The organism is Photorhabdus sp. RM71S, from assembly GCF_042879355.1.
Classification (GTDB): Bacteria; Pseudomonadota; Gammaproteobacteria; order Enterobacterales; family Enterobacteriaceae; genus Photorhabdus; species Photorhabdus kayaii.
On record NZ_JBHFKV010000011.1, the window covers coordinates 1 to 17,661 of the forward strand.

The 17,661-nt window shown below is 40.6% G+C and carries 19 protein-coding genes and 1 pseudogene; 10 read left to right on the plus strand and 10 right to left on the minus strand.

Going from position 1 to position 17,661, the window contains the following annotated elements:
* Window positions 1-167: 167 nt before the first annotated feature.
* Both ACGF5R_RS08350 and ACGF5R_RS08355 read right to left on the minus strand, forming a co-directional pair.
* Window positions 168-383, minus strand: coding sequence for a CcdB family protein (locus ACGF5R_RS08350; RefSeq protein ID WP_387690454.1), 216 nt, complete (start codon window positions 381-383; stop codon window positions 168-170).
* Entirely contained in the window at window positions 358-606 is a 249-nt protein-coding gene (locus ACGF5R_RS08355; protein ID WP_112876017.1) for a type II toxin-antitoxin system CcdA family antitoxin, read from the minus strand. Before ACGF5R_RS08355 ends, ACGF5R_RS08350 begins: the two co-directional genes overlap by 26 nt.
* Before the next feature lie 298 nt (window positions 607-904).
* On the opposite strand from ACGF5R_RS08355, the gene ACGF5R_RS08360 reads away from it, so the two are divergent.
* The 4 genes from ACGF5R_RS08360 (at window position 905) to ACGF5R_RS08375 (ending at window position 2,595) form a co-directional block, all read left to right on the plus strand.
* The gene (locus ACGF5R_RS08360; protein WP_112876018.1) at window positions 905-1,267 is read left to right on the plus strand and encodes a tlde1 domain-containing protein; all 363 of its coding nucleotides are present in this window, start codon (window positions 905-907) and stop codon (window positions 1,265-1,267) included.
* Window positions 1,264-1,791, plus strand: a complete 528-nt coding sequence (locus ACGF5R_RS08365; RefSeq protein WP_112876019.1) for a hypothetical protein — start codon at window positions 1,264-1,266, stop codon at window positions 1,789-1,791. The genes ACGF5R_RS08360 and ACGF5R_RS08365 overlap by 4 nt, the downstream gene beginning before the upstream one ends.
* 2 nt (window positions 1,792-1,793) lie before the next feature.
* Window positions 1,794-2,279, plus strand: a complete 486-nt coding sequence (tssD, locus tag ACGF5R_RS08370; RefSeq protein WP_112876020.1) for a type VI secretion system tube protein TssD — start codon at window positions 1,794-1,796, stop codon at window positions 2,277-2,279.
* A gap of 178 nt (window positions 2,280-2,457) precedes the next feature.
* Window positions 2,458-2,595, plus strand: coding sequence for a hypothetical protein (locus ACGF5R_RS08375; protein ID WP_158537745.1), 138 nt, complete (start codon window positions 2,458-2,460; stop codon window positions 2,593-2,595).
* 141 nt (window positions 2,596-2,736) lie between these two features.
* Here ACGF5R_RS08375 and hrpA read toward each other — a convergent pair.
* Window positions 2,737-6,468: pseudogene (gene hrpA, locus ACGF5R_RS08380) on the minus strand (ATP-dependent RNA helicase HrpA); the annotation flags it as partial.
* Window positions 6,469-6,897: 429 nt separating this feature from the next.
* Here hrpA and ACGF5R_RS08385 point away from each other — a divergent pair.
* The gene (locus ACGF5R_RS08385; RefSeq protein WP_387690456.1) at window positions 6,898-7,500 is read left to right on the plus strand and encodes an FMN-dependent NADH-azoreductase; all 603 of its coding nucleotides are present in this window, start codon (window positions 6,898-6,900) and stop codon (window positions 7,498-7,500) included.
* A 78-nt stretch (window positions 7,501-7,578) separates the two neighbouring features.
* On the opposite strand, the gene ACGF5R_RS08390 is transcribed toward ACGF5R_RS08385, so the two are convergent.
* Genes ACGF5R_RS08390 through ACGF5R_RS08400 form a run of 3 tightly spaced genes read right to left on the minus strand, consistent with a single transcriptional unit; the run spans window position 7,579 to window position 10,736 of the window.
* Window positions 7,579-7,905 carry a YdbL family protein gene (locus ACGF5R_RS08390; protein WP_112876023.1) on the minus strand — a complete coding sequence of 109 codons (327 nt, stop codon included), beginning with the start codon at window positions 7,903-7,905 and terminating at the stop codon, window positions 7,579-7,581.
* Window positions 7,906-7,914: 9 nt separating this feature from the next.
* Window positions 7,915-8,112: a YnbE family lipoprotein gene (locus ACGF5R_RS08395; RefSeq protein WP_112876024.1), complete on the minus strand. Its 198-nt coding sequence runs from the start codon at window positions 8,110-8,112 to the stop codon at window positions 7,915-7,917.
* Window positions 8,109-10,736, minus strand: coding sequence for a YdbH family protein (locus ACGF5R_RS08400; protein WP_387690458.1), 2,628 nt, complete (start codon window positions 10,734-10,736; stop codon window positions 8,109-8,111). Before ACGF5R_RS08400 ends, ACGF5R_RS08395 begins: the two co-directional genes overlap by 4 nt.
* A gap of 365 nt (window positions 10,737-11,101) precedes the next feature.
* Between ACGF5R_RS08400 and ACGF5R_RS08405 the strand changes: the two genes are divergently transcribed.
* From ACGF5R_RS08405 to ACGF5R_RS08415, 3 genes are all read left to right on the plus strand, one after another.
* A complete protein-coding gene (locus ACGF5R_RS08405) occupies window positions 11,102-12,106 on the plus strand; it encodes a 2-hydroxyacid dehydrogenase (RefSeq protein WP_387690460.1) in 1,005 nt (334 codons plus the stop codon).
* Window positions 12,107-12,127: 21 nt separating this feature from the next.
* Entirely contained in the window at window positions 12,128-12,541 is a 414-nt protein-coding gene (gene hslJ / locus ACGF5R_RS08410; protein WP_112876026.1) for a heat shock protein HslJ, read from the plus strand.
* A gap of 323 nt (window positions 12,542-12,864) precedes the next feature.
* The gene (locus tag ACGF5R_RS08415; RefSeq protein ID WP_112876027.1) at window positions 12,865-13,485 is read left to right on the plus strand and encodes a hypothetical protein; all 621 of its coding nucleotides are present in this window, start codon (window positions 12,865-12,867) and stop codon (window positions 13,483-13,485) included.
* A 68-nt stretch (window positions 13,486-13,553) separates the two neighbouring features.
* Here ACGF5R_RS08415 and ACGF5R_RS08420 read toward each other — a convergent pair whose 3' ends face one another.
* From ACGF5R_RS08420 to ACGF5R_RS08435, 4 genes are all read right to left on the minus strand, one after another.
* A complete protein-coding gene (locus ACGF5R_RS08420; RefSeq protein WP_387690462.1) occupies window positions 13,554-14,195 on the minus strand; it encodes a hypothetical protein in 642 nt (213 codons plus the stop codon).
* Between the two features lie 189 nt (window positions 14,196-14,384).
* A complete protein-coding gene (locus ACGF5R_RS08425; RefSeq protein ID WP_112876029.1) occupies window positions 14,385-14,816 on the minus strand; it encodes a YcgN family cysteine cluster protein in 432 nt (143 codons plus the stop codon).
* A 23-nt stretch (window positions 14,817-14,839) separates the two neighbouring features.
* Window positions 14,840-15,496 carry a fumarylacetoacetate hydrolase family protein gene (locus tag ACGF5R_RS08430; protein WP_262980105.1) on the minus strand — a complete coding sequence of 219 codons (657 nt, stop codon included), beginning with the start codon at window positions 15,494-15,496 and terminating at the stop codon, window positions 14,840-14,842.
* 226 nt (window positions 15,497-15,722) lie between these two features.
* The gene (locus ACGF5R_RS08435; protein ID WP_112876032.1) at window positions 15,723-15,995 is read right to left on the minus strand and encodes a YcgL domain-containing protein; all 273 of its coding nucleotides are present in this window, start codon (window positions 15,993-15,995) and stop codon (window positions 15,723-15,725) included.
* 144 nt (window positions 15,996-16,139) lie between these two features.
* On the opposite strand from ACGF5R_RS08435, the gene minC reads away from it, so the two are divergent.
* Together minC and minD are read left to right on the plus strand one after the other, a co-directional pair.
* Window positions 16,140-16,823, plus strand: a complete 684-nt coding sequence (gene minC, locus ACGF5R_RS08440; protein ID WP_112876033.1) for a septum site-determining protein MinC — start codon at window positions 16,140-16,142, stop codon at window positions 16,821-16,823.
* A 23-nt stretch (window positions 16,824-16,846) separates the two neighbouring features.
* A complete protein-coding gene (gene minD, locus ACGF5R_RS08445) occupies window positions 16,847-17,659 on the plus strand; it encodes a septum site-determining protein MinD (protein ID WP_112876034.1) in 813 nt (270 codons plus the stop codon).
* Window positions 17,660-17,661: the final 2 nt, after the last annotated feature.

Below are 17,661 nucleotides of genomic sequence, written 5' to 3' on the forward strand. Positions count from 1 at the left end.
AAGCGTCGCGGCGACGTTTGAGCAAGCCATTTTCAATTAACTGTTGATGCCAGAGAGGAATAAATTTTTGGCAAAAGTCATCGACGCAGCAGTAAAGTTCTTCTAAATTAGACATGCCTGAGGAGCTCCACGATTTTGTTTTCTTTGACAAAAACTTTGATCGTGCCTCAGGCACTTAGTTCCCTTCTTAAGCAAATCTCAGGTTTATTAGGGTCAAGGAATGTAATAACCGGAGTAAATACACAATATTTATCACCATTGATATCAACTACCGGCGTAATACGTTTACGAGTTAGCTCCATTTCTCCTGTTGAAGTCAGTGGAACAATTAATTTTGTTGAAAAGTTACGATAAACATCAAAGGCCCCCAAAAAATTCATCATCCGTAATTATCCCTGCACGCTCCAAAAATGCGTTGATTGCCTGCATATCTTGTTTATCTTCTTTCTGACCGCGCTTTTTAGCTTCTACAGCCTGTGTCAGAAGCCCATCCAACATAGACGATAAGTTCATATTTAAGCTACGAGCCGCATCCACCAGATCAGCAGTGAGGTATACATTAGTATTTTTCTTGGTTCCAGCCCGTGTAGCAATTGTAGACCTCATAGTATTACACCCTATACGCAAAATTATGAGCGTAATTATAATCTAATGAACCTGCAAGAGATAAGAGATTCTCAATATAGAATTGAACTTCTTTCTCCAATAGAGCAAATTTATCTTATACAATTCTTTTATCGTTCATACCTACTTACCAAAATCAATAATCATTAAAATTACTCTTAACTCATTATCTTAAATACTTATATTTACAAAAATATTACTATTTTTACAAAATTATGCTTTTAAAAATGTTTATTAAGTTTAAAGTTAAATTTCTTAATATTTACTAATGGAAACAAGTATGACGTGGAAATATTCACAAAGCACTGGCGAGCTAACACATAACGGCTCTTTTATTGCAAAAGGTTATAGCGGTCACGGAACAGGGATAAATAACCCATCTATGGAACAGGTTGAAGGTGAAGGACCAATTCCCCGCGGTTATTACAGAATCAACGGTTACTCTAACTCAATAACCAGGGTCACCGTAATATTAGACCCTATTATGGGAACTAATACGTTTGGACGCTCTCTTTTCAGAATACATGGTGATAGACGGGATGGCACATACCGGCAAGCATCACATGGTTGCATCATTATAAATGGCTCTAATCTCAGAAAAGAGATAGCCAACTCTAGCGATACAATCCTGGTGGTCGAATGAAAAAACTGGTTTTGCTTTTAATACTGGTATCATTTAGCTCATTGGCCGTGGATCATCATATTACGGCTAAAAATCCATATCCGAATTTAACGCCAAAGCAATTGACCCTACAAATAAAACAGCAAGGTGCAAGAGCAGTAATTGCAAATATGCCAGAAGGAGACAACGGAGAATGGGATTATATAACAGATCATATTGCAAGTGGAGATATAGCGTGGCTCAAAGTAGCTCCTTTACTTGCAAAGGGAAGTGATGCCCATTCATCAGAAATGCTATCAACAGCGTTAGCTACTGCATTACCGAAAAACGTAAACGGAGTATTATCTATTCTTGATGATTCCAATGTTTCAATTAGCACTGACTCTGTCTGCTCACTGCCTTTTTATCAAGGAACAGAAGCAGAATTAAATCAGTATGTTGTTGATAGTATTCGTGTACTGTACAAAAGTAAAAGTGGTGAAAAATGCTTACAAAAGCTTATTTCTGCCACCGGTAATTCAAAATCGTTTTCTGAAGGAGATTAATAATGGCTATTCCTCTATATATGTATATAAAAGACGACGGTGGAGCAGATATTAAAGGTTCCGTTGATATCTATGGTAGAGAAGGCAGTATTGAGATTTTAGGTCTTCATCATAGCGTCAGTACCGCCACTGATGATAATACAGGAAAATTAACTGGAACGAGGAAACACCTTCCATTTATGATTGAGAAAGAAATTGATTCGTCATCCCCATATCTTTATAAGGCATTAACTACGGGGCAAACACTAAAATCAGCAGAGCTTAAATGGTATAAAATAGACGATCATGGTCAAGAAAAGGAATATTTTAATACCTTAATGGAAAATGTGAAAATAGTGAATATTGTTCCCGTTATGCTGGATATCAAGGATACATCAAAAGAGAAATTCAATCATATGGAAATCATTGAGCTTCGCTACGAAAAAATTACCTGGAAAAACAATGATGGAAATATAGTCCATTCTGATAGTTGGAATGAAAGGATATAACTACTTATCCCTATAACCGATAACATTAACAGGCTTGTATAATACAGGAAATCAGGGTATTGGAATTCCCAAATATCATTCTTGAAATGATATTTTTCGAAGGGTATCTTTACAATGATCAGAACAAAGATGATTATATTAAAGAATCCAGAGTATGAAGATTTAGGAGGAGGCGATTATGTTGTTAAAACGTGCTACAGCAACCAAGAAGAAGGCAACTCAGGCTGACTACGCTCGTAACCGCAAAAATAAAACCGCTATGGTTAATGCTTTCGTTGAGGCTAACAAAACCAAACATACGGAAAGTACCTGCTAACCAGTTCATTCGTTTCAGTCTAAGTAAAAAGCCACCTTTAGAATAGGTGACTTTCAGTTTGACGATTTAACTGACCGATAAAAAACTGCATCACAAATGTAAAACTTGATACGCAGTTTAGAATATGCTCTTCCTCTTTAATCAAGAAGCAATTTGCTCCATCGTTTGTAAAATTCTCTTATCAGAAACTGGATATGGCGTACCCAATTGCTGAGCAAACAAGCTGATCCGCAGTTCTTCAATCATCCAACGAATCTCTTGCACCTCAGGCAACTGTTTCTGTTGCAGTGATAATTTCGCCAGCCATTGTTGCCACTGTTGCTGAACATTTTCGACTCGCCCCATTTGCGCTCTATCTCTGTGCGGATCAATCGCCAATTTTTCAAGACGGCGCTCAATGCCTTGCAGATAACGCAGGACATCCGGCAAACGTTTCCAACCATTAGTGGTGACAAATCCTTTGAAAACCAGACCAGAAAGCTGCTCTTTGATATCCGATAATGCCAAGGCAAATGAAATATCCACTCTCCCCTTGAGACGTTTATTGATAGCAAAAATAGTGGTGAGTATCTGTTCCACCTGCTTGGCTATTTCCACAACAGTATCATTCAACTCAGCCCGAACCTTGTCCTGTAGCTGAATAAAATTCTGTTCATTCCAAGCCGGCCCACCATTCCCTGCCATCAATTTATCCACACCACATGAGATACAATCGTCAATCAAATCCAATACCTTGCCATAAGGGTTAAAATAGAGTCCCAATTTGGATTTATTCGGCAATTTCTCATGTAAGTATTTAATTGGTGAAGGAATATTGAGCAACAACAGACGACGGGTACCTTCCCACATGGCAATTTGTTGCTCCGGTTCGGTTTCAAACAATTTGATACCGATACTCTCTTTTTCATCCACCAGCGCTGGAAATGCTTTAACAGAGTAACCACCACGTTTCTGTTCATACCGTCCCGGTAATTCTCCGAAACTCCAAATATGCAGCCCACTCTGTTCAATCCCATCATCGGCAACAGAGGAAAGTGTCTCCTGAACTTTCTCTTTCAAGCGTAATTTCAGCGCAGATAAATCTTTACTTTCAGCGATAGTCCGGTTCTTCTCTCCTACCACTCGAAATGTCATTTTGAGGTGATCGGGTACTTGCTCTAACTGCCAATCATCACGTGACACCGTAACACCAGTCATCCGCCGTAACTCTTTCTCAAAGCTATCTAATAAGGTCGATTGTGGTTGAGGTACCCGCTCCATAAATGCCTGAGCATAGTTTGGTGCAGGGACAAAATTACGACGAACCGGTTTCGGCAATGATTTAATCAGCGCAACAACCAGATCATAACGAATACCGGGGATCTGCCAATCAAACCCTTCATCCTTAACCTGATTCAACACCGGCAGCGGAATATGAACTGTCACACCATCAGCTTGCGTGCCCGGTTCAAACTGGTAACTAAGCCGTAATTTCAATGCCCCCTGATACCAGTAATTAGGGTAATTCAGCGCACTGATTTTATCGGCATCGCCTTTGATCAACATATTTTTTTCAAAATTAAGCAAGTCCGGTTGCTCTTTACTTGTCTTCAACCACCAGCGATCAAAATGGCGAGCAGAAACCACATTCTGAGGTATCCGTTGATCATAGAAACTAAACAAGGTTTCATCATCCACCAAAATGTCGCGACGACGGGATTTATGTTCTAGCTCCTCAATTTCCTCACGTAATTTCAGATTCGCTCGGAAAAATGCATGTCGAGTTTGCCAATCGCCTTCCACCAGCGCATGGCGGATAAACAACTCACGGCAGAGCATTGGGTCAATTTTGCTGTAATTAACCAGACGACTAGCCACAATTGACAAACCATATAAAGTGACTTTTTCCCTAGACATTACCGCACCCTGAGATTTCTGCCAGTGCGGCTCGCTATAATGATACTTCACCAGATGCCCGGCTAACGGTTCAACCCATTCAGGTTCGATTCGCGCAGCAATACGCCCCCACAAGCGACTGGTTTCAACCAATTCCGCCGCCATTGACCATTTAGGTGGCTTCTTGAATAAACCAGAACCAGGAAAAATAGCAAAACGGGCATTACGCGCACCGGTATATTCCTGTTTATCTGTATCTTTTTGGCCGATATGAGATAACAGCCCAGAAAGTAACGCAGTATGAATACCACGGTAATCTGCATCCTGACTATTTACCGACAGACCAATTTCTTTCACAACTTGTCGTAACTGGGTATATATATCCTGCCACTCTCTGACTCTCAGGTAGTTAAGATAATCTTGACGGCAAAGTTTGCGAAATTGCGAAGAGGAGAGTGCCTTTTGATGCTCTTTCAAAAAATCCCATAATTTCAGAAATGCAATAAAATCGGAGTCTTTATCAGCAAATCGACGGTGTTTCTCATCAGAAGCCTGCTGTTTCTCCAGTGGCCTCTCTCTTGGGTCCTGAATAGATAGCGCAGAAGTGATAACCATCACTTCACGTACACAACCATGATGACGAGCTTCCAATACCATACGCGCCAGCCGAGGATCAACCGGGAGCTGAGCAAGCTGTCGCCCTATTGATGTAAGACAGTAATTAGCCTTAACCGTTGTGCTCTGGTCAATAGCCCCAAGCTCTTCCAAAAGCCGAACACCATCCTGAATATTACGTTTATCAGGCGGTTGCACAAATGGAAATGCACTGACATCCCCAAGACCAATTGCCGTCATTTGCAGAATGACCGATGCCAAGTTAGTACGCAGGATTTCTGGATCAGTAAACTCTGGCCGAGAAAGGAAATCGTCTTCTGAATACAGCCGGATACAGATCCCGTCAGATACACGTCCGCAACGCCCTTTCCGCTGATTAGCCGACGCCTGTGATATGGGTTCAATCGGTAATCTCTGTACTTTCGTGCGATAACTGTAACGGCTGATACGTGCATACCCGGTATCAATCACATATTTAATTCCCGGTACCGTCAACGAGGTTTCTGCCACGTTAGTTGCCAGCACAATTCTCCGCCCCGTATGTGATTGGAAAATTCGATTCTGATCGCTGTTAGAAAGACGCGCAAATAATGGCAGTACGTCGGTATGACGCAGATTCTGTTTATTCAGCGCATCTGCTGTATCACGAATCTCCCTCTCTCCACTCATAAAGATCAGGATATCTCCAGGCCCTTCACGGTTGAGCTCATCAACAGCATCAATAATTGCCTCAAGCTGATCCCGCTCTCCATCATTATCTTCCCCCATGACAGGACGATAACGCACTTCTACCGGATAGGTTCGACCAGAAACTTCGATAATTGGCGCATGATTAAAATGACGAGAAAAGCGCTCAGGATCGATAGTCGCGGAGGTAATGATCACTTTCAAATCGGGACGTTTTGGCAGTAATTGGCGCAAATAACCCAGAATAAAATCAATATTCAGACTACGTTCATGCGCCTCATCGATAATAAGCGTGTCATACTGTTTAAGTAACCTGTCATTTTGCAGTTCCGCCAGCAAAATACCATCGGTCATCAGTTTAACTAACGTGTTATCGCCCACATGATCACTAAAACGGACTTTATAACCAACAGCAGAACCCACTGAGGTTTCCAATTCTTCCGCCAGACGATTGGCAACCGCACGAGCAGCCAATCGACGGGGTTGAGTATGACCGATAAAGCCTTTTATTCCCCGGCCTAGTTCAAGACAAATTTTCGGTATCTGTGTTGTTTTACCCGAACCGGTTTCACCAGCAATAATGACAACCTGATGGTCACGAATAGCTTTGTAGATATCATCTTTCTTCTGGCTGACGGGCAAGTTTTCTGGATATTTGATCGTTGGACAAGCAGCCTGACGGTTAATGATTTTCTGAGACTCTTTCACTTATATTGATCCTTGTAACTTCTTAACTTTACTGATTAGCCAGCTTTTATTGATGACATGGTTCTTATTGGCAACACATTTTTATTAACAACATATAGTAGCACATCCCATCTATTGGCAATAATTTCGGCGGATATTTCCCCGCTACGCTATATCAACATAGGTAAAAGTTTTTCAATAAATTTGAATGCTAAGCTCTAAATATTGCTCTATTACCAGAAGATAATAACTCATAGAATCACTATACCCGTTATCTTTCAAGTTGCCTCTTTGTTGGCTGCACTCGCTCACCCCGGTCACATAGTTACCTATGCTCCCGGGGATTCGCTCCTTTGCCGTCGCGATGCATCTTGAAATCCATAGGGTATATATCGTGATTAACAAGTAAATTACCAAGAGTTAATTTAAGGAATAAACATGAGTAAAGTTCTGGTTCTTAAATCCAGCATTATGGCGCAGCATTCACATACTAACCAAATGGCAGATTTCTTCATTAAAAAGTGGCAAACCAATCATGCTGATGACCGCATTAAGATACGTGATCTGGCCGCGCAACCCATTCCTGTTCTGGATAATGAACTGGTTCATGCATTACGCCCAAGTGGCAATGAAATGACTGTTCGCCAAAAAGAGGCGTTAGCATTATCTGACGAACTGATTGCGGAATTGCAGAATAATGACATTATTGTTATCACTGCGCCTATGTACAACTTCCACATTCCAACCCAACTGAAAAACTATTTTGACCTGATAGCCCGTGCTGGAGTGACTTTCCGTTATACCGAGAATGGCCCTGAAGGTCTGCTAAAAGGCAAACGAGTAATCATCCTGACCAGCCGGGGCGGCATCCATAAAGACGGCTCCAGTGATCTGTTAGTGCCTTATTTGCGTCTGTTCCTGAGTTTCATTGGGCTCACTGATATAGAGTTCGTATTTACCGAAGGTGTAGCATTAGGCCCTGATGCCGCAAATCAAGCGCAACAAACCGCCCGTGAAGTTTTGCAAGCAATAGCTTCCTGATAGCCACGTTTTTGTCCATAATTCATACATTGCCTATATTTTTATATTGTTGTCTTTTGCGCGTCATTCGACGCGCTTTTATTTCTTCAACCACTTACCATTAATACCAAGCACATACTCACCAAGTTCAGCTCTGTTCACCAATTTTTCGCCAGTAAGTTTAGCCACTTGCTTTGTAGAAATATTATTGCCAGCCGCAATTTCTGCGTATTTTTTCTCACGGGCTCGATTAATTTCTGCCACCAAAGCTTGTGCCTGACTATCTGTTTTCACTATAGCCAGATAACCACTGAAAGTTTCACCGACCAACCCTTTCTGCTTTGCCTCATTCAGGGTCATTCCTACAACGGAAGAGCTGAACAATACACTAGCCAATAACAATATTCCCGTACCTGTTCTCTTCATAATGCCCCCCTAGAATAAACCCGTGTTATTCTTAAGCATCTCTTCAACTTGCCTGTCTACTTTTATCTGAATTTCATGCTCAATTTTGACATTCATATTAATATTAATGGGCTTCTCCGGTGTTGCTACTTCAAGGCGTATACAACCTGACAGCATTAAAGACCCCATTGATAGTAAGAACAGCTTCATTCCAGTTTGTTTTGTCATTTATCACTCCCATTTAATACAGATATATTCTGCTGTAGCCAATCTTCAAGATTGTTGCCAAACCGTAAGCTACGCCATAAGTGAAAGATATTTTCTTCATGATGGTAATTCAGCTTGACTTGCCGTCTTTTATCCCTTAATGAATTAACACCTTGAATTTCAGCATTTAGTGTCAAAATCCCTAAATTATCAAGACTGACTTGCGCCCGTAAGCGACTGATTTCTAAATAGCGTAACCAATCCATAGCGGCACCGGCGGAAATATTATCTTTGTTAATGGAATCTATCGTGTCTTTATCCAGACGTAAGGTCATATGGTCGATATTGGTAATCTGACCTTGCTGAACTATCCAACGCTCATTATTAATAAACAACGGTAATTTTCCGCTGATTTTGCCAGACATCGCAAATTGTTTAACTTTCAACACGGTCAAAAAGCGACTTAGCTCCAATTTATCAAGCGTTAAAATGGCAGGATGCTGCTGAGGAAACCTTAATCTATCTAGGTTAATATGCCCATCCAACATACCTACATTCACATTAATCAGTTCCAGCGGTTTTTGTTCCGATGGCGGATAAAATCCCTGCAAATCCGCCGTTAAGTTACGCATTTCAAACAGGTTATTTATTGTTTTCACTCGTAACTGAACCGGCGATTTAATACCAAATTGCCAGATACTATCTCTCAGTCGCCACGGTAAGATAAAATCAAGTCCACTGATTTCACCATCTTTAAGCCACATGCTGCCATTTTTTACCGCCCAGTGACCACCCGCAACAAAACCTTGCCCTTGTGTGGCAGAAAAAGCAGCCTGTGCATAAAGCTCACCTGCACGCAAGTTTATCCCTAAATCTTTAGGTATCAACGGCTGAAATGCGAGTAAGGATTGAATAGGCCAACGCGCTTCACCACGCAATCTGACGCCATCCCAACGACTGTAAAAAGGGATAGGACCAATATTTCTTGATGAAAGATCACCATTAACAATAAAGTTGTTCGGGCTTTCCCCTATCAATTTTGCTGTCAGTTCAGTGGGAGGCAAAAAGCCACCAGACCGAAACGATATTTTCTTCGTTGCCAGTCGTAACTCACCATTAAAGGCGAGAGATTTCTCTGAACGTTGCCATTCCAATGACTTTGTTAATTGTAAACGCGGCGTATCTACCCGGATCATGCCGTGTTTAATAACATTAAAGCCGGTAGTCATTTCGTTGACGCTGATCAATGTGTCACGCCAGCATCCTTTTCCGGCAATATCCCATTTAGCCTGTAGCGGCGGCAAATAACCATTCCCCCAATAGTTCCAACGCCAATAGCCTTTATCCGGCATAAAATCCTCAGCATGACCATCAAGATGCAAACGGAATTTTCCCCAGTCACGATGTTGTGCGTTAACAATTGCCTGTAACCGGCCAGTAAAACCTTCACGTGTCAGATAAGCTCCCGCTAACGGTGACCGGGCATCTTTAACAATAAACTCATCAGACAAACGCCCCCAAGCCCGAAACAACGAACCTGACTGGAAAGTCATTTTCAGATTAACCAACGGACCATTAATTATCGCAGGCAATGACATAGCCATAATCATATCCTGCACATTAATCTGACCTGTTAATTGAAAAGGAAGTTGCGTATTTAATGAGTTTATCCGGCCCGGTTTTATCGTTAATACAATATTCGCTTTACCACGTTCACCCTGAGTGACCAAATTTATACGGCCACTAATTAGCAGGTTATCCAACCCTTGTTGCCAATGAGCAATCTTAATATTCACGCCACCCGCAAGAGGTTGCCCCGCCCCAGTCCACCGCCATTTACCATCAGTAATATCAAGCTGTTCTTGGTTAAACTGCCAAGGTAATTCAGCCAAAGATAGTGTCGCCCCCTCTTCTCTGATAATAAGCTTGCCGGATTTCCCTCGCCAACCTAACTTGATATTTAGCGGGTGCGCATATTGCCTGGCAATAATTTTACCTTTTACTTCACCATGAGGAGGTAGTTTGTCCACATTAAGAGGTAAAGTCATTTCACCATTAAGGCTGATTTCCTGTTCTGGTAATTTAATTGCCAGTTGGTCAATAACTAGCGATTCCTTACCATAAATATGCGCTGACAATTTAACCTTCTTCCCCTGATAACTTAGTTTTTGCCCCTGAGAAGAGGAATTGAATTTTAGTCTTCCAGCAAAATCTTGCCAGGGATGAAAAGAAAGATTTTCCACGGACAAACTTCCTTGTGGAATATGAGCTAAAATATCAGCAACAGACAATGGAGCAAGACCTTGTGTAGATTCAGGTAACTGATTTAGGCAATTGATATCCCCACTAATATCTGCGGCATTTAATTGCCAATGATAACTGTTATCTATCTCTGAATATGGGTAACTAACAGATAATCGCGATACACGAATAAGCCTGCAATCCTTCACCTGCAATGAAATATCAGCCAGTTGCAAAACTCCATTTTTCCATTCTGGTTGTTTCAATGAAACCGTCATACCTGGAGGTAACCAATGACCGGTAACCTTAGGTAACCAATGAGGAATCGAAAACCATCCCGCCGCCATCAGTAATACCAACAGAATAGGTATGGTAATGAATATTTTTAACCCTTTGGTTATCAAATCCTTGCCTCTCCTTATTAAGCCTTAGATCGGTTACTTCTATACCCGTTATCTTTCAAGTTGCCTCTTTGTTGGCTGCGCTCGCTCACCCCGGTCACATAGTTACCTATGCTCCCGGGGATTCTCTCCCTTGCCGTCGCGATCCATCTTGAAATCCATAGGGTATATTGTTATTCCATAATTTAGCAGACACACCTTAAACTAAGACATTGATTATTAAGAAAATTATGTTGAACATATAGGGGAACAACAAGCAATACACTTATAGAGTTAATTAATTTATTGTTTATTTAACCCTTTACGTCAGCAATAATTTAAGCCCAAAACAATTTATTAGCTACTTAAATTATAGCGGAGATAATTCCATGAAATTAGTCGTTTACAGTACCAAACAGTATGACCATAAACATCTGGAGCAGGTCAATAAAAAGCTCGGATTTGGTTATGATTTCGAGTTTTTCGATTTCCCTCTTAGTTCAAAAACTGCCAAAAATGCTATTGGTGCAGATGCTGTTTGTATTTTCGTCAACGATAATGCTGACCGTAAAGTGCTCGAAGAATTGGCTGAAATGGATATAAAAATCCTCGCATTACGTTGCGCAGGTTTTAATAATGTCGATCTAGATGCAGCTGAAGAATTGGGTATTCAGGTTGTACGGGTTCCAGCCTATTCCCCTGAAGCTGTTGCTGAACATACCGTCGGATTAATGTTGTGCTTAAACCGCCGTATCCACCGAGCTTATCAACGTACCCGTGACGCCAATTTCTCTCTTGAAGGCTTAATTGGCTTCAATATGCACAACCGCACAGCAGGAATTATCGGAACCGGCAAGATTGGTATTGCTACCCTACGTATTCTTAAGGGATTTGGTATGCGTCTGCTAGCTCATGATCCCTACCCCAATCAAGCTGTTTTGAATCTCGGTGCTCAATATGTCGATCTGGATACACTGTATGCTCAATCCGACGTCATATCTCTTCATTGCCCGTTAACACCAGAAAACCATCATCTGCTGAATGAAGTTGCTTTCAGCAAAATGAAAAACGGCGTAATGATCATCAATACCAGCCGAGGGGCTCTAATTGATTCCATCGCAGCCATTGGCGCATTAAAACAACAAAAAATTGGCGCTCTGGGTATGGACGTTTACGAGAATGAACGCGATCTCTTCTTTGAAGATAAATCTAATGACGTAATTCAGGATGATATTTTTCGTCGCTTGTCTTCATGTCATAACGTGCTGTTTACCGGTCATCAGGCATTTCTGACAGAAGAAGCCTTAACCAGTATCAGTGAAACTACGCTGAGAAATATCCAGCAATTAATCAACGGGAAAAATTGCCCAAATATTGTTAGTAAGTACCCTTAAAATAATATATAGGAGATAAACATGAAAAAAATACTACCTTTGGCAACAGCAACTTTATTGTTAGCCACATTCCAAGCGTCTGCGGTAGAAAACGTGTCAGTTGATGATTTACAACGTCACAAATTTGTTCTGGTGAGCGTTAATGGCGAAGGCGTGAAAAATCAAGATGGTCGCGTACCAACCATTCAATTCGGGGAAAAAATGCACGTTTCTGGTTCCATGTGTAATCTCTTTATGGGTCAAGGTAAACTGAAAAATGGTGTACTGACCGTTAAAAACCTGGCCAGCACTCAGATGCTTTGCTCTGATGAAAAATTGAATAGATGGGATTACCTAATTGGTCAAGTGTTAGAAGATGGCGTTAAAGTGAAGTTGAAAGATCAAAAATTGACACTATCTCACCCCGACAATACATTGGTTTATAAAGTTCAGTAATCAAAAAAATCATTTATAAAGTTAGCATTAAACATTTAGCAGAGTGAAATTTCTTGAATGGACTCAAGATTAAACTCTGTTTATCCAAATGTTTTATGTTTTAGGTGCCGGAAATTATTCTCCGGCACTTCCAGATATAATACCTAAGCAATAAATTTACCGCCGACATTAAACTTTTAAACATTATAGGAGAACCAAAATCGACATAAATAAATATAGATAACATCACTTATTTTTAACTTATTCCCTCCAACTTAAATAAAGAGTTTTACACTTTTTACATTTAATAGATAGTTTACTAACTAAATAAAAGGAAATAATTTATGTCCAATATTGTACTGACTGATATTCAATTTATCGACCTCATGAACGAAATGCGCCAACACGCAAAACGGATGTTAAATGATTCTAAAATTGAACCATTTATGCCATCGACACCTGAACTCCAAGCATATGCAAATACGCTTGGGGAACAATATGAAAGTATAGATATTACCGAAAATAAGGAAATAGATGGTATTATTAATGAATTGAAAGATTCTGTGAAATCTGGTGCTAATTCAACAACAAACGTTTCTAAGGCAAGTGTAACTGATAGCACACAGAAATATCAGAAAGCGATTACCGCTGATCCAGACAACGCAGACCAAGACTGGATCGATAACATGAACAAATCTCGTCAAAGAACCAAAGATGAGAACAACAGACAAATTGATACAAGTTACGATAAAGCCATTCAATTCGGGTTACAATTTCCTAACTCTAGAGCAGCAATACAAAGTTTTATGGAAAAAACTAATGCATTCTTCTCCAGTTTATTTGGCAGACTTTCAAATTTTATACTTGATGCAGCCAGGCAACTCTCTGAATGGATAAGCAGAGCGTGGGAATCAATTAAATCGTTCTATGATAAAATTAATGTTTGGATTTCCGGTGCTTTGTAATTAATTGATAATGGTTCGAGTTAGTTCGAACCATTATATTCACCTCAGATATAACATGGAAAAATTAATTACTTATTAGGCAGTTTGATCCTGGAAATAATTGCCAGTCTATCCATATAATATTCCACATTACCCCACAACCAACTCTGCTCTTTACTAACATCATCTTCAGCTAAAATATTTCTTAATTCACAAGTCATAACGTCATAGCCGTAAACATGAAGCCCAAACTGTAACGCCTCATACATTCTGGCTTGCCAAAAAGAGGTGCCTTCTATTATTTGACTCATATTTGAAGCAACAACATCATAGGTTTTAATCAGATAGTGGAAAAAGATTTTAGCGGCCAAATCACTTAATGCCGCTTTATGTTGTGGCTTCCTCGTTCGCCACACAAGTATCTGCGAAGCGAGGCGACAGTTAAGCACCAAGTCACTTAATATAATAACTTTGTTGTAATAAACTACTTCTTTTGTTTCGTCACTAAGTAGCGCTAATTCAAAATAGGGCTCATCTATATCATCCAAATCTAGCCTGTTATCAACCCTGATCAACCGGTAACCAGGTGGAAAAATGAGTTCATCCACATCATGCACAATATTAGTACCAGAGGAATCAAGAGCATCATACAGAACACGATTGAACTCTAACTCACTCAATTGGATGAAATCATTGGTAATCTTTTCTATGTTTCCCACATGTATTGGCATACTTTATGCCTCCTATAATAGACCACAGGTTCAATTACCTAATGGTAATAGTATAGATGCAATTATATACAATCAACCTTTAGTTCATTTTTGGTGGATATACCCACTGGTTAACTTAGCTCTAGAGCAAGCTCCCAACTTGGGAAACACAGAAAATAACTTATTAAATTACAGTTAGTTAAATCATTATCAAGGTTTATTAATAATATGGTCTTCCCATTCCACAACATCAATTTCCCGTACAGCGATATGCCTAACAGAAATTCTTTCGCTATGCATTGCTGATTTCGAACCTTTAATCAGAGGATGCCACGGTAATAATGGCTTCCCTTCTTCAAGCAAACGATATGCACAAGTTATTGGTAACCATGCAAAAGTCGGCAAATTATGACGGGTTAATTTGATACAATCCGGTTCATATCTGAAACGATCTTCGTAATTTTTGCATTGGCACGTTTTTATATTGAGTTGATTGCAAGCAACATTAGTAAAATAAATTTCATCGGTATCATCATCCATCAATTTATGTAAGCAACACTGCCCACAACCATCACATAATGACTCCCATTCTTCATCCGTCATCTGATCTAAGGTTTTTACCTGCCAGAAAGGCTGAGACATAACTCTACTATTCCTTATATTATTCAAATCACCCTGGTAGTGAGTGAATTATCATTCAGAGTAACCTTTAACACATCACCGGGTTTCAGTGCTCCAACACCTTCCGGTGTACCAGTGAGAATGACATCTCCCGGCCGCAAAGTGAAAAAGTGCGACATATGGCTGATCAGGGGAACAATGGGTGTCAACATATCGTTACTATTACCGTTCTGCCGTAGCTCATTATTGACTGTCAGTGAAAACTGGACATTCCGCGGATCACCAAAATGACTTATTCGAATAAACCCAGATATCGGGCAAGAGCCATCGAACGCCTTACTTTTTTCCCACGGTTGACCCGCTTTCTTGAATTTAGATTGCAAATCACGCAAGGTGAGATCCAATGCAACAGCAAAACCCGCGATAGCGGCGCCAACTCGCTCTTCATTTGCTTGTTTCAACGGCGTACCAATCAGTACAGCCAGTTCAACTTCATGATGAACAACACCAAAATCCTTTGGAATTGCAATTGGCTGATGTATATCACACAGTGCAGTTTCCGGCTTAATAAAAATGACTGGCTCTTCCGCTGGCTGAGACCCCATCTCTTTAATATGTTTAGCGTAATTACTACCAACGCAAACCACTTTATTGACAGGAAGATCCAGTAATGCCCCCAGCCAGTCTCTGTGTTGATACATATTCGTTTCTCACTCTGGTTTATTAGGCAACATACCCATAATTATAGCACTTATTGCCCATCTTATCGGCCACCACGCCAAAACTGATCGCAAAATAAGGAAACCTTTCCTTTGAGAGGCAAACCAGATTGTTTCCCTTATAAAAGCACAACTCATTGTGAATATTGTGGTGGTTAATAAAACCGCGCCGACGGTTAATTTTGCTCATCAAGCCCCTGGATTCTTCTTATTTTTCCATCTGGTTCAGATGTGCATTCATTAAGTTTTCAACCGGAGGGGGGATTTGTAGGTAAAAACCCTGTTCAATTAACGATATTTTTACCTTTTCGATATCAGCACCAGCCAAGTTTTTTCTGTCTACCAGAGAGATCGTCATTGTATATTGGGGCTGTCCAAAACTTTTCAGTAACTCTTCGGGAACGCGAGAGAAATTATCTCTTTTTTCAACATAAAGATATGTTTGCTCCCTTTTCGGACTTCTGTAGATCGCACAAATCATTATAATAAACTCTTTTAAATTCAGGTCACAACTTGCTTGAATAATTCAGTAATTATAACATGTTTATTGTATTTCTAAATATCGTATCCCAGAGGGTATTCTGGGGGGATCTCAAATTTGCTGAATCTGAGTCAGGCAGGATAGATGTCACAGTCGCCAATTGAGCTAAAAGGCAGTAATTTTACGCTTTCGGTTGTTCATTTACACAATGACCAACCAGAAATCATTCTACAGGCCCTACAGGAAAAAGTGGAACAAGCACCGGATTTCCTGAAAAATGCGCCTGTTGTCATTAATATCTCCGCTCTGCCGGCAAGCGCTGATCTGAAAGCACTGCATTACGCTATTGATTCAGCAGGATTCCGTATTGTCGGAATAAGTGGTTGTCGTGATGAGCAACAACGCAGGGCGGTAATAAAAGCATCCTTACCACTACTAAGTGAAGGAAAAAAACAAAAAACCTCGGCAAAGGAAGATAAACCGGCCGAACCCGCAATTAAAAAAACCCGTGTAATTAATTTACCTGTTCGCTCAGGTCAAAGGATTTATGCCCAAGGCAGTGATCTTATTGTTACCAGTAATGTAAGCGCCGGTGCCGAATTGATTGCAGACGGCAATATTCACATCTACGGTATGATGCGTGGTCGAGCATTAGCCGGTGCATCCGGTGATCAGGAGTGCCTGGTTTTTTGCACCCATTTAAATGCTGAACTTGTCTCTATCGCAGGGCAATATTGGCTCGGCGATAAAATCCCAACTGAATTAGCAGGAAAAGCCGCAAAACTTAGCCTGGTAAATAATGAATTAACTATTGAACCTTTAATCTAGCCCTTTTAATAAGGAATCACTTCATGGCACGCATTATTGTTGTTACATCAGGTAAAGGTGGCGTTGGCAAAACCACTTCAAGCGCGGCCATTGCTACCGGCCTTGCTCAAAGAGGTAAAAAGACCGTCGTTATCGATTTTGACATCGGCCTGCGTAACCTCGATCTGATTATGGGATGTGAACGCCGCGTAGTTTATGACTTCGTGAACGTTATCCAAGGAGACGTCTCGCTTAATCAGGCATTAATTAAAGATAAACGTACCGAGAATCTTTATATCCTACCAGCATCGCAAACCCGCGATAAAGACGCTCTCACTACTGAAGGCGTTGAGCAAGTTTTAGTTGATCTGGATAAACAAGGTTTCGAGTTTATTATCTGCGACTCCCCAGCAGGGATTGAAAGTGGCGCGTTGATAGCACTCTATTTTGCTGACGAAGCCATTATCACAACAAATCCTGAGGTCTCTTCCGTACGTGATTCAGACCGTATTCTGGGTATCCTGGCCTCAAAATCTCGACGAGCTGAACGGGGTGAAGATCCCATTAAAGAACATCTGCTATTAACCCGCTATAACCCAGGCCGTGTAAGTCGTGGTGATATGCTAAGTATGGAAGACGTTCTGGAAATTTTATGCATTCCTTTAATCGGTGTTATTCCGGAAGATCAATCTGTACTGCGTTCATCTAACCAAGGGGAACCGGTCATTCTGGATACAGAATCTGATGCAGGAAAAGCGTATACAGATACTGTTGAACGTTTATTAGGGGAAGAACGTCCTTTCCGCTTCATTGAAGAAGAGAAAAAAGGCTTCTTAAAACGCCTGTTTGGGGGATAAAA